This is a genomic window from Microvirga sp. Mcv34, assembly GCF_024519725.1.
Lineage (GTDB): Bacteria > Pseudomonadota > Alphaproteobacteria > Rhizobiales > Beijerinckiaceae > Microvirga.
This window is the reverse complement of record NZ_JALJRK010000020.1, coordinates 1-11,314: the sequence shown is the minus strand read 5'-3', so window position 1 is coordinate 11,314 and position 11,314 is coordinate 1. Positions and strand designations below refer to the sequence as shown.

The window sequence follows — 11,314 nt, the reverse complement described above, 5'->3', positions numbered from 1 at the left end:
CCCGACGCTCTTCCGATCTCCCTGCTCGACCCAGTCGAGCGACAGGCGTCGCCGGCCGGCCTCGTCCATCTCGGCCCGCCAGGAGATGTCGAGCCGCCCGTGCGGGACCGAGAGCGCCCCGTACTTCGCCGCGTTGGTGGCCAGCTCGTGCAGGGCGAGGCCGAACCCGAGCGCCTGCTGCGGCTTCAGGCGGACCGGCTCGCCCGCCATGGTCACGCGGCCCTGGTCGAGCCCGCCATACGGGATCATCTCCGCGCGAAGGATATCCTCCAGCGAGGCGCTCTCCCACAATTCGCGCGTCAGGACGTTGTGCGTGGCCGACAGGGCCATGAGGCGCGCCAGGAACGTCTCCTGGAAGCTGTCGAGATCGGGGCTGCCCCGCCGCGTGTGCAGCGCCAGCGACTGCACCACCGAGAGCGTGTTCTTCACCCGGTGGTTCAGCTCCTGCACCAGGAGCATCTGCTGCTCCTGGGCCCTCTTCCGCTCGGTGATGTCGAGGCAGGCGCCCACCATGAGGGCCGGCCCGCCCTTGGTATCCCGCAGCAGGCGGCTGCGCGTATACATCCACCGCAGGGAACCGTCGGCCAGGATGGCCCGGAACTCGTAATCGACCGTTCCCCCGCTCTCGATCGCGCCATCGATGCTGCGGCCGATATGCTCCTGGTCGTCCGGATGCACGAAACGGCGGAAATCCCCGCGCTGGCGCGGCGCCTCCGTCGGCTCGAGGCCGAAGAGGCGCGCCAGGGCCGGGTCCCAATCCACCGCGTTGGCGCGGAAGTCCCAGCGCCAGGTGCCGGCCCCGGAGGCTTCGAGGGTCGCCAGCAGCCGCTCCTGGGCGACTTCGAGCCGCGCGGCCGCGCCGCGCAGGGAGGCCGCCGCCACAACCGAGAAGGCGCCGCCGAACAGATAGATGGCGAGCCCCGTCAGGGTCTGGGCGGAGAACGGCGCCGGGCCATGGTTGACGGACAGGAACCAGAACGTGGCCGCCATGCCGAGCAGCAGCGCCCCCATTCCGGCGCAGCCTCCCGCCGCGATGGCTGCGAACAGCACCGCCGGGTAGAGGGTGATGTAGGGAAGCTCGTCGCCCAGCAGAGGATCGAGCGCATAGCGCGCGAGCATGGCGACGCCGACCGCCCCAACGGCATGCAGGGCGGCGGCGGTCCAGGACAGCGGGCTATGCGTCGTAAAGCGTATCAGCAAGCGGAGCCTTTGGATTTTGCTCCGCTATATCACTACAAAGAGCCGGTTTCCAGCTCTCGCGAGAAAGCCCCGGGCGTAGGCCGCGGGGCTCTCGTCGTTCCAGCGGGATTGCTCCCCGTGCCGGCTCTAGATCCGGCCCATCAGCAGCAGGATGATCAGGATGAGCAGGATCACGCCGAGCAGGCCGCTCGGCCCGTAACCCCAGCCGCGGCTGTAGGGCCAGGCGGGCACCGCGCCGATGAGCAGCAGGATGATCAGAATAAGCAGGATGGTGCTGAGTGCCATGGAAAATACTCCCTCCACAATCTTCGCCGCAAGAAGGCGGCGTTCGTCCATGGAAACTTGACCGTAAGGCAAAAAGTTCCCGCGCTTTTGCCTGTGGACGAGTCCCAAAGGGTCAGGCCCGGATGCGGAACGATCGGTGCGGCGTGACGTTACTTCCTCGGCGATATGGGCACGCGTTGAGCGCGAGCCCCTGCGGGAGATCGCTACTCACGATGGACCAGGACACCTCGATGCAGAAAAAAAATCCGAAAGCGATGCCCTACAACGATCCAGAGCCCGTTCCTGGCCTCAACACATCCGATTCCCCTGCCCTCAGCCGCTCCGTCCAGGCCCAGATCGGTCAGCGTCTGCGCCAGTTCTACGACGCCCTCGCGCTGGGCGAGCAGCCGGTGCCGGACCGTTTCATCGAGATCATCAACCGTCTCGACGGCGTGAAGGGAGAGAAGCAGCAATCATGAGTATCGACCTCGATTTGCGCGACTCCATGCTCAAGGCGACGCCGAACCTGCGCGCCTTCGCCATCTCGCTCACGAACAACGTGGACCGCGCCGACGACCTCGTGCAGGAAACCCTGATGCGGGCGATCGCCAATATCAACCGTTTCCAGCCGGGCACGAACATGCAGGCCTGGCTCTTCACCATCCTGCGCAACCTGTTCCATTCCGAATACCGCAAGCGCCGCCGCGAGGTGGAGGATGCGGACGGCAAATACGCGGCCGCGCTCTCGGTCCAGCCGGACCAGATGCCCCATCTCGATTTCGAGGATCTGCAGAAGGCGCTCGCCCGCCTGCCCCACGATCAGCGCGAAGCGCTGCTTCTGGTGGGCGCTTCGGGCTTTTCCTACGAGCAGGCGGCGGAGATCTGCGGCTGCGCGGTCGGCACCATCAAGAGCCGCGTCAACCGCGCCCGCAACCGTCTCGCCGAGCTGATGCACTTCACCGACATGGAGGAGGATCTCGGCCCGGACCGCGTCACCCTCTCGGTGATGCACGCGGTCGCGTGACGGGCCTCAAGGCAGGCCAAGAGCTTACAACCGATAGGCGCACCGGGAGCGCCTATCGTTTTAGCGACGCCGGAACTGCTGGTTGCCGCGCTGCGGCGGACGCGGACCGGAAGAGGCACCCGAATCCTTATGACGGAAGATCAGCCGGCCCTTTTCCAGATCGTAGGGCGACATCTCGACGGTCACGCGGTCTCCGGCGAGGGTCTTGATGCGGTTCTTCTTCATCTTGCCGGCCGTATAGGCGATGACCTCGTGCCCGTTGTCGAGCTGCACGCGATAGCGCGCATCGGGCAGAATTTCGGTCACAAGTCCCTCGAAAGTGATCAGTTCTTCCTTTGCCATGCAAAGCCTTTCCCATAACAAAAAAGCCGCCCCTGAACCGGAACGGCTATCTGCAAGAGGACGTGCGGTGCACGCCCTCCGGCATTAAACCTTACGCGTTCTGCAGGTTCACTGCAGACTGGCGGCCGGTGCGCTGGTCGGTCTGAAGCTCGTAAGAGATCTTCTGGCCTTCGCGCAAGCCGCGCATGCCGGCCCGCTCGAGAGCGGTCGCATGAACGAACACGTCCTTGCCGCCATTGTCGGGCTGGATGAAACCATAACCCTTGGTTTCATTGTACCACTTCACGGTTCCCTGTTCCATGGGAAATCCTTTTCACTGTCGATTGCACGTGGATGAGGGCCAGGGGCCAGTCACCCGTTAGTCGATAGATGGTAGAGAGAAGGAACGTGCGCCCGGCAGTGCCAAAGCGGGAAGCCCAGTCGTCCGGCCAAATGTCGATGGGCTGTACCTAAGGCACAGATGGGGCAATTACAAGGCAATGTCCCCTTAAGGGGAAGAACGCCCGACTGTGGAAAGTCAGGCTTTCCGGCCACCCTGGCGGATCCCGGAAACGATATGCTGCAAGGCTTCCTCGCCGGCCGGGGTGAAGACGATCTCCTGCCCGTCGGCCTTAACGAGGCCGCGCCCGTCGAGCTCGTCCACAGCGGCGTCGCTGGCCTTGTGGCCAACACCGTCCTTCTGAACCACGCTGCGAACCCGCTGTCCGCTCGACAGCTCGTGATAGGCCGCGAAGGCGAAGACCGCCAGCGCCTCGTCGCTCAACCCGGACAGATCCGCCATCGTGCACCTCGACTCTCGTGGAATCCCGTTCCGGTCAATGCGGAGGTGGCCCGACCGTTCAAGCGCAGCCTTGAAAAACCTTGGCAGACCCTCGCGGTCGCGCCCAGGAACACTCGCCCGGCCTTCACGTTGGTTGCGCGACACCACCCTCCGGGTGACCCGACCCATGATGACGAGGAGCGCTCCCATGGCCAATGAACGCCGCTACGGCAATCCGGATTTCGACCGGCGCGACCGCGAGGACGACGGCTACATCGCCCGCCGGGGCTTCGGCAACCGACGCGCAGGATACGACCAGGGATCCCACTGGGGTGAGGATGACGGCTGGCGCCTTGAGCGCGCGGTTCGCGAGCGCGACTACGGCGACTCGGCCGGCTACGGCACCGGCGGCTCGGCCCTCGACTGGCGCGACGTGGTCGGCGAGGATCGCGGCGGTTATGAGCGGCCCTTCTTCGGTTCCGACCGCCGCCGCGACCCGGACCAGTTCGGACAGGACCGTTATGGCCGGGGCCGTTACAGCTCGGAGAGCTTCGGACGCGGCTCGCGCGACTACAACGAGGATCGCGGCTTCTTCGAGCGCGCGGGTGACGAGGTTCGCTCCTGGTTCGGCGACGAAGACGCGGAGCGCCGCCGCGAGCGGGACATGCGGGAGGCTGGGATGCATCGCGGCCGCGGGCCGAAGGGCTATCAGCGCTCCGATGCCCGCATCATGGAGGACGTGAACGACCGTCTCACCGAAGATCCTCATATCGATGCCTCGGAGATCGAGGTGCGGGTGGAGAACCGCGAGATCACGCTCACCGGAACCGTGAACAGCCGCTTCGAGAAGCGGCACGCTGAGGATCTGGCCGAATCCGTCTCCGGCGTGGCTCATGTGCAGAACAATCTGCGGGTCCAGCAGCAGGCAGACGCCGGCATCGCCGGCTCCAGGATGTCCGGCGTGGGCGCTGCGGGTGCGGGCAGCACCGGGCTCGTGGAGACGTCAGGCGCAGGAAGGGCGGCATCGACTCGGCGGCGGTCCGGCGGCTCCTCGGACAGCGGGCTCTGACGGGCCCTCGCCGGTTTACCAGGATGCGCTTCTCCCCTTTGGGATGAGGCGCATCTGTCGTACGAAGGCCTTAGCCTTTCCCCTGACACGGGTGCTCCCCATATGGGAGATGGGAAAGACGAGGACGCTTATGGCAGGTATTTCGGTCACGCTCGAAGGCGACAACATCCAGCTGGCATTCCAGAAGGGCGAGCAATCGACCGCCGTGGTCATGGACCCCCAGGCCGCGCGCTCGCTGGTCAGAGCCGTGAGCCAGTTGCTCGCCGCCATCGGTGAATCCGCCGAGGAGGGTGGCGACGACACGCCGGAGGAACTGGTCGACGTGACGTCCCAGACGATCGATGTCGGCATGGACGAGCACGGCATGGCCGTGGTGGCCCTCCAGGCCGGCATGATGCCGCCCTTCCTGCTGCGCCTGAAGGACGACGAGGCCCGCCACATCGCTCAGAGCCTGCTTGAGATCCTCAATTCTCCGCGCGACGTCCGGGTCTCGCACGGGGATCATTAGGGCGCTCTTCGGCGAAGCGGATCCCTTCTGCCGCCGAAGAATGCGACCGGGCAAGCGGCTCAAGAAAGCTTGATCCGAGCCGGCGTGGCCCTTCCGGCCTTAGGCTCGGCCGGCGCGGAACTTCACTACGGCCATTCTGTTGTCGAACGCGGGGCATTCTCGGCCGCGCTTGGACAAGGCCATGGCAGTTCACGATCCAGATCTCGTTTCCGGTGCCCACCACGGCGTTCCTCTCATGGACGCCAAGGCGGAACCGACCCTCAAATACCCGGAATCCGAAGCCTTCTATGCGGAGGCGCTCCGGGAGCTGAACAACCTCGGCCTGCCCTTCCTGCTTGCCGGAACCTATGCCCTGTCGGCCTATACGGGCATCACGCGGCCGACCAAGGACCTGGACATCTTCTGCAAGGCCGGCGACTACACCCGCGTCCTGTCGCATTTCAAGAGCATCGGTTATTCCGTCGAGATCGAGGACGACCGCTGGCTCGGCAAGGTGTTCAAGGGCCAGTACTTCTTCGACGTGATCTTCGCGTCGTCGAACGGCACGATGCCGATCGGCGATCCATGGTTCGAGCGTGCGCGCCAGATCGAGGTGTTCGGCACCCCGGTGCGCATCGTCGGACCGACCGAACTCGTCTGGTCGAAATGCTTCATCCAGCTGCGCCACCGCTATGACGGCGCGGACGTGGCGCACACGATCCTGAAAGCGCACGACCAGATCGACTGGCACGCCCTGCTCGCCTACATGGAAGTGCATTGGGAGGTACTGCTGATGCACCTGCTCAACTTCCGCTGGATCTACCCGTCGGAGCGCGACAAGGTCCCACGCTGGGTGATGGACGAGCTTCTCGACAGGCTTTCCAAGCAGCTCGATCTTCCGCCGCCGCAGATGAAGGTCTGCCGCGGACGGATGTTCTCCCGGATCGATTACGAGATCGATGTCAAGCAATGGGGCTTCGCCGATGTCGGCGGCGAAGGTGAATGGCGGAATGAGTGACGAACCAAAGCCCATCATGAAGGTCGCAGCCATGGGCGACCTTCACGTTCGCGAAGACAATTGGACATCCTATCGCGACCTGTTCGGTGAGATTTCGAGAGAGGCCGATGTCCTGGTCCTGGCGGGGGATCTCACCGATCTCGGCAAGCCGAAGGAAGCCGAGCTCCTGGCGCAGGACATCAAGTCCTGCTCGGTGCCCGTGATCGGCGTTCTCGGCAATCACGACTACGAATGCGGCGCGCATGAAGAGGTGACGCACATTCTCCGCGATGCCGGCATGCGGATCCTCGATGGACAATCCGTCGAGATCGACGGCGTCGGCTTCGTCGGCGTCAAGGGTTTCGCGGGTGGTTTCGGGCGCCGGATGCTCGGCTCTTTCGGCGAGCCGGCCATCAAGCAATTCGTCGGCGAGACCATGAACGAGACCCTGCGGCTCGAGAACGCCATGCGGCAGGTGCGCGCAAAGCGCTCCATGGTCATTCTCCATTATGCGCCGATCACCGAGACCATCGAGAGCGAGCCGCTGGAGATCTACCCGTTCCTGGGCTCGTCGCGGCTGGCGGAAACCATCGATCGCTTCAAGGTCAGCGCCATCGTCCACGGCCATGCGCATCGCGGCCGCTTCGAGGGACGCACGCCCGGCGGCCAGCCCGTCTACAACGTCGCCAAGCATATTGAGAAGCCGAACGGCAAGCCCTACGCGATCATCGAGATCTGAGCCGGCGGAAGATCGCCGCCGGCTCATGCTTGGGACCGTGTTCCGGTCAGAACCGCGTGCCCGGATTCGTCGGGTTGCCCGGGAGATAATCCGGTTCGGAGCCGGGCCCCTTCGGATCGGTGATGCCTGGATCGTTCACGGGATACGGCGTGCGCGGCCCGGTCGGGCCAGTATCCGGCTCCTCATCGGGCATCGTGCCTGGCGGCACCTCGCTCGGGATGTTGCCGCCGGGAACGGGATCGTTGGTCGGCACTCCTGGATTGGTCATCGCTTCTTCCTTGTTTCAAGCGTCGTGACTGGGTCAACAGGACCGTCCCGCCAGGGTTCCCGCGGGCGGAACCCCTTGTCTCTCCAGCCGTTTCCAGACAGATCCCCCAACGAATGGAGAATGCGATGCCTGACATCAAACAGGCCAAGATCCTCATCATGGCGACCGATGGCTTCGAGGAATCGGAGCTCACGGTTCCGCAGGAGAAGCTCGCCGATGCTGGCGCGACTGTCGAAGTTGCCGCTCCGAAATCGCGCATGAAGTCCGGCAAGATCTATGGCTGGGACAAGACCGATTGGGGCAAGACCGTATCGGTCGACAAGGACCTGGAGGACGTGAACGCGGCGGATTACGACGCGCTCGTTCTGCCGGGGGGACAGATCAACCCCGACAAGCTGCGCGTGGAGCCGAAGGCGCTCGAGATTATCCGGGCCTTCTACTCCTCGGGCAAGACCGTCGCGGCCATCTGCCATGCGCCGTGGCTCCTCATCGAAGCCGGCGTGATCAAGGACAAGCAATGCACGTCCTATCACTCGATCAAGACGGACGTGATCAATGCCGGCGGCCAATGGCGCGACGAGACGGTGGTGACCGATCAGGGCCTCATCACCAGCCGCAACCCGGGCGATCTCGATGCCTTCGTGAGCAAGATCATCGAGGAGATCCGCGAGGGTTCCCATGCGGGCCGTCGTGCGGCCGCAGAATAAGACGTCGCCATCTTCAACATAAAAAAGCGGCCGGTGAAAACCGGCCGCTTTCGCATTCTTATGATCGGGCTTTAGGCCTGCTGGATCGCCGAGACTTTCCAGGCACCGCCCTGCTCGCGACGGAAGGTCCAGAGCTCCGTCGCTTCCTCGATCTTGTTCGGATCACCTTCCACGACGCGGCCCGTGGCCTTGTCGGTCATGACGTCGGTGATGCCGAAGCGCATGGCGACGGTCGCGTAATCCGTGCTGCCCTCGCGCCAGGCTTCCGACAGGTCGCCCTGGTTCAAGCGCACATTGGAGAGCTTGTTCACGACGCCGCGAGCCGCATTGTCGTTGAGCTCTTCCTGGATGTAGCCGGCCATCTCGGGCGTGGCGAGCTGCCAGAGCTTCGCGACGTCTTCCCGCGAATAGGCGTCCTGCATTTCGACGAGGCCACGCTCGAAGGCGGCAAAATCGCTCTCGCCGATGCCAATCTCGTCGCGTACGCCGGGACGGGCCTGAGCCTGCTGGGGCCGGCCGCCGAGGGCGCCACCCAGGGCGCTGCCGAGACCGCCGCCCAAGCCAGCCCCCAAGCCGCCGCTCATGGGCCGGCCGCCACTCGGCGGCACGCTGCCGCCCATGGAACGGGCATAGCCCTGGTCAGGACCGGCATAGGCCGGCTCCTGGCGCCTGCGGAACCACTTCATGGCGAAGGAGACCAGCAGGACCACAAGGCCGATCTGGAGCAGGAGACCGAAGATCGACGCAAGGCCGCCGAGGCCGCCGAAGAAGCCATGGCCGAACAACATGCCGAGAAGGCCTGCGCCGAACAGGCCGGCCATCAGGCCCGTGCCGAAGCCGAAGCGGCGCGGCTGCGCCACGTTCGGGGCCGGCGTGCCGGGCCGGGTCATGTTCGGACCCTGGTTCGGGATCTGCGAGCGCTGGATCGGGGCCGCGGCTTCAGGGGCCGTCCGGGTTGCCGGCGGAGGCGTATAGGTGCGCGAGCCGCGCGAGCCGAAACTGCTCCGGCCGCCGACGCGAGCCTCAGCCGCACTTCCGGCAAGGACCAGGGCCGCCGCCAAGGCGACCATTACCCGACTGCGGCGAGAAGCGAATTTCATCATCGTGTCTGTTTTCCATCCCTCTGGAGCACAACGCTCCTTAGGCCTTATGTGGTGATGGCCCGAGGGTTTCGGAAGGGCTGAGCCGTTCGATTTCGGCCGCCGCTGTCGTCTTCGTGAAGGCCGGGATGACAGCGGCGGAAGGTCGGTCTCAACGCCCCTGCTTCTGCTTCAACTGATCGATCCGCTTCGAGGCCTCGGCCTTGTCGAGACCGGGGTCGAAAGCCTTCGGGTCGTGCGTCTGCTCGGACAGGGTTTTCAGATACGAGGCCTGGGCGCCGGTCATCGGCTCGTCGCCGGAGACCCACTCGTCCGGATCTTTGACCTGATTGTCGGAAAGATCAGGGTGCACCTTCGGGTTATCTGCCTCTGCGGAAGATTTATGGTTAACCGCGGAATGGCTCGTCGCTTTACCATGCGAAGACATGCAGGACTCCTATTGTTCTGCGTTTGTTCTGAAACGAGAACACTCTTTCAGAGCCTTGGTTCCTCAAGGAAAGGCGGATTAACCCGGCCGATTATTCCCCGTTATCCACAGATACCGGCCTCGACTTCCCGCCAAGCTTATGTTCTCGGTTTGTTTCGAGGCAGCAAGCAGGTGGCGGGAATGCGCAAACCGACCGGTCTGGAGCGGCTCTATGTCGACTTCGACTCCTTCTTCGCCAGCGCAGAGCAGCACCTTCAGCCGCATCTGCGCGGCAGGCCCGTCGGAGTGATCCCGGTCGACTCCGAGCACACGGGTCTCATCGCTGTCAGCCGGGAGGCGAAGGCCCTGGGGCTGAAGCGCGGCACTTTCGTGCGCGACGCCCGCAGGCAATGCCCCGGCCTCGTTCTCGTGACGGCGCGGCACGAGCTTTACGTGCGCCTGCACAAGGAGATCATCCGAGCCATCGAGACCGTCGTCCCAGTCAAAGCGGTGTGCTCGATCGACGAGATGCTCTGCGCCCTTCTGCCGACCGAATGGCCGCGGGCGTTCGACATCGGACGGCAGGTCAAGGAGGCCGTCGCCACAGGGATCGGCCCTACCCTCACCTGTTCGGTCGGCCTGGGCCCGAACGATCTCCTGGCGAAGATCGCAGCCGAGATGGAGAAGCCCGACGGCCTTGCAGCCCTTCGCCCGGACGACCTGCCGGGCCGCCTGCTTTCCCTCGATCTGACGGATATCCCCGGCATCGCCCGGGGCAATGCGGCCCGCCTGGCCCGCGCCGGGATCACCGACATGGAGGCCCTGTGGCGGCTCCAGCCCAAGGAGCTGCGTCGGCTCTGGGGCAGCGTCGAGGGAGAGCGGCTCTGGATGTGGCTCCACGGCTTTACGGTGGAGCGCCCCGAGACGCAGCGGCGGATGTTTGGACATGGACGTGTCCTGCCGGCGGACTGGCGCTCCCTGAACGGCGCTTATGCGGCGGCTCGCGTTCTGCTCGCCAAGGCCGCTTCCCGCATGCGCCGCGCGGGCTTCTCGGCCCGCTCGCTCGCCCTCTGGCTGACGGACAGGAACAGTGCCGGATGGTGTGGGGAGGAGCGCTTCCGGCCGACCTGGGACGACCCGTCCCTGCTGGCCTCGCTGAGCCGCCTGTTCCTCCATGCCGAGCGGGAGGAGATGCATCGCAGCCGCAGCGTGCACGTCGCTCTGCACGACCTGGTGCCGCTGAGCGAGATCGAGGAAGACCTGTTCGACCACACGCCAGAGGCGCAGCTCAAGCGCCGGATGGAATATCTGTCCACCATCGCCGATAGGCTGAACATCACTCACCGCAAGACGCTCCTTCACTGGGGCCCCTGGGTCACGATCCCCGGCGGCTATGCCGGGGCGAAGATCGCATTCAACCGCATTCCCGATGCGGAGGATTTTTAGATCTCTTGCCGTCCTGGCCGTCCCCGACCTGATCCGACGGCGCGTGGAGGATCGGATGCCCGCACCGCAAAGCCGTCACTCCCAGGAAGGCGGGAACCCAAACCCGGCGAGGGTGCAGGATGGGGCGAGCGGCGTCGCATCTGGTTGTGCATCGTCGCCGGTCCTGGGTCGCAGATCCCGCTGACGCGGCCCCGGGATGACGCCCGCGCGGTCATCACCTCCCCGGACTCGATCCGGGGACCGTGCCGGTGATCCCGATGGAGTGAAGCGCCGAGCCTTTCCGGATCGGGATGGCCGCCCCTCTGGCGCGGGTGTCATTCCCGACCGGAGATGGCAGAGCCATCGGAGGGGAAGGGAATCCATAACGGCTCACTTGATCGTGGATCCCCTTCCCGCACGGCGTGCGCCGGGGATGACAGCGGAGCGCTTCACCGGAGCGGGATGATCCAGTCATGTCAAAGAGCCAGCACCTGTGGGCCCGCAGCTTGCGCTGCGAGCCTGCAGG

The 11,314-nt window shown here is 65.1% G+C and carries 16 protein-coding genes; 8 read left to right on the top strand and 8 right to left on the bottom strand.

What is annotated here, in order from left to right:
- Both OC446_RS12865 and OC446_RS12860 read right to left on the bottom strand, forming a co-directional pair.
- The coding region (locus tag OC446_RS12865) for a sensor histidine kinase (RefSeq protein WP_262029426.1) at nucleotides 1-1,200 on the bottom strand (1,200 nt) is incomplete at its 3' end.
- A 126-nt stretch (nucleotides 1,201-1,326) separates the two neighbouring features.
- Nucleotides 1,327-1,485: a DUF3309 domain-containing protein gene (locus OC446_RS12860; RefSeq protein ID WP_262029489.1), complete on the bottom strand. Its 159-nt coding sequence runs from the start codon at nucleotides 1,483-1,485 to the stop codon at nucleotides 1,327-1,329.
- A gap of 230 nt (nucleotides 1,486-1,715) precedes the next feature.
- On the opposite strand from OC446_RS12860, the gene OC446_RS12855 reads away from it, so the two are divergent.
- Complete coding sequence (locus tag OC446_RS12855; RefSeq protein ID WP_262029425.1) at nucleotides 1,716-1,943, top strand: NepR family anti-sigma factor; 228 nt, start codon at nucleotides 1,716-1,718, stop codon at nucleotides 1,941-1,943.
- Complete coding sequence (locus OC446_RS12850) at nucleotides 1,940-2,488, top strand: sigma-70 family RNA polymerase sigma factor (RefSeq protein ID WP_262029424.1); 549 nt, start codon at nucleotides 1,940-1,942, stop codon at nucleotides 2,486-2,488. Before OC446_RS12855 ends, OC446_RS12850 begins: the two co-directional genes overlap by 4 nt.
- 60 nt (nucleotides 2,489-2,548) lie before the next feature.
- Here the strand turns inward: OC446_RS12850 and infA are convergent, their stop codons facing one another.
- The 3 genes from infA to OC446_RS12835 form a co-directional block, all read right to left on the bottom strand.
- Nucleotides 2,549-2,830 carry a translation initiation factor IF-1 gene (infA, locus tag OC446_RS12845; RefSeq protein ID WP_009494617.1) on the bottom strand — a complete coding sequence of 94 codons (282 nt, stop codon included), beginning with the start codon at nucleotides 2,828-2,830 and terminating at the stop codon, nucleotides 2,549-2,551.
- 91 nt (nucleotides 2,831-2,921) lie between these two features.
- Nucleotides 2,922-3,131, bottom strand: coding sequence for a cold-shock protein (locus tag OC446_RS12840; protein WP_009494616.1), 210 nt, complete (start codon nucleotides 3,129-3,131; stop codon nucleotides 2,922-2,924).
- Between the two features lie 216 nt (nucleotides 3,132-3,347).
- Nucleotides 3,348-3,611 (bottom strand): hypothetical protein, encoded by a 264-nt coding sequence (locus OC446_RS12835; protein WP_262029423.1) that lies wholly within the window; start codon nucleotides 3,609-3,611, stop codon nucleotides 3,348-3,350.
- A 187-nt stretch (nucleotides 3,612-3,798) separates the two neighbouring features.
- Between OC446_RS12835 and OC446_RS12830 the strand changes: the two genes are divergently transcribed.
- The 4 genes from OC446_RS12830 to OC446_RS12815 all read left to right on the top strand — a co-directional run bounded on the left by OC446_RS12830 (nucleotide 3,799) and on the right by OC446_RS12815 (nucleotide 6,882).
- The gene (locus tag OC446_RS12830) at nucleotides 3,799-4,659 is read left to right on the top strand and encodes a BON domain-containing protein (protein WP_262029422.1); all 861 of its coding nucleotides are present in this window, start codon (nucleotides 3,799-3,801) and stop codon (nucleotides 4,657-4,659) included.
- 130 nt (nucleotides 4,660-4,789) lie between these two features.
- A complete protein-coding gene (locus OC446_RS12825; RefSeq protein WP_262029421.1) occupies nucleotides 4,790-5,167 on the top strand; it encodes a hypothetical protein in 378 nt (125 codons plus the stop codon).
- A gap of 181 nt (nucleotides 5,168-5,348) precedes the next feature.
- The gene (locus tag OC446_RS12820; RefSeq protein WP_262029420.1) at nucleotides 5,349-6,164 is read left to right on the top strand and encodes a nucleotidyltransferase family protein; all 816 of its coding nucleotides are present in this window, start codon (nucleotides 5,349-5,351) and stop codon (nucleotides 6,162-6,164) included.
- On the top strand, nucleotides 6,157-6,882 hold the full coding sequence (locus OC446_RS12815) for a metallophosphoesterase (RefSeq protein ID WP_262029419.1): 726 nt from the start codon (nucleotides 6,157-6,159) through the stop codon (nucleotides 6,880-6,882). The genes OC446_RS12820 and OC446_RS12815 overlap by 8 nt, the downstream gene beginning before the upstream one ends.
- Before the next feature lie 46 nt (nucleotides 6,883-6,928).
- Here the strand turns inward: OC446_RS12815 and OC446_RS12810 are convergent, their stop codons facing one another.
- Nucleotides 6,929-7,150: a hypothetical protein gene (locus OC446_RS12810; RefSeq protein ID WP_262029418.1), complete on the bottom strand. Its 222-nt coding sequence runs from the start codon at nucleotides 7,148-7,150 to the stop codon at nucleotides 6,929-6,931.
- A gap of 125 nt (nucleotides 7,151-7,275) precedes the next feature.
- Here OC446_RS12810 and OC446_RS12805 point away from each other — a divergent pair, with 125 nt between their 5' ends.
- Nucleotides 7,276-7,857: a type 1 glutamine amidotransferase domain-containing protein gene (locus OC446_RS12805; protein ID WP_262029417.1), complete on the top strand. Its 582-nt coding sequence runs from the start codon at nucleotides 7,276-7,278 to the stop codon at nucleotides 7,855-7,857.
- Between the two features lie 71 nt (nucleotides 7,858-7,928).
- Here the strand turns inward: OC446_RS12805 and OC446_RS12800 are convergent, their stop codons facing one another.
- Entirely contained in the window at nucleotides 7,929-8,960 is a 1,032-nt protein-coding gene (locus OC446_RS12800) for a Tim44 domain-containing protein (RefSeq protein ID WP_262029416.1), read from the bottom strand.
- A 148-nt stretch (nucleotides 8,961-9,108) separates the two neighbouring features.
- The gene (locus OC446_RS12795) at nucleotides 9,109-9,384 is read right to left on the bottom strand and encodes a DUF3072 domain-containing protein (RefSeq protein ID WP_262029415.1); all 276 of its coding nucleotides are present in this window, start codon (nucleotides 9,382-9,384) and stop codon (nucleotides 9,109-9,111) included.
- 180 nt (nucleotides 9,385-9,564) lie between these two features.
- Between OC446_RS12795 and OC446_RS12790 the strand changes: the two genes are divergently transcribed.
- Nucleotides 9,565-10,809 (top strand): Y-family DNA polymerase, encoded by a 1,245-nt coding sequence (locus OC446_RS12790; RefSeq protein WP_262029414.1) that lies wholly within the window; start codon nucleotides 9,565-9,567, stop codon nucleotides 10,807-10,809.
- Nucleotides 10,810-11,314: the final 505 nt, after the last annotated feature.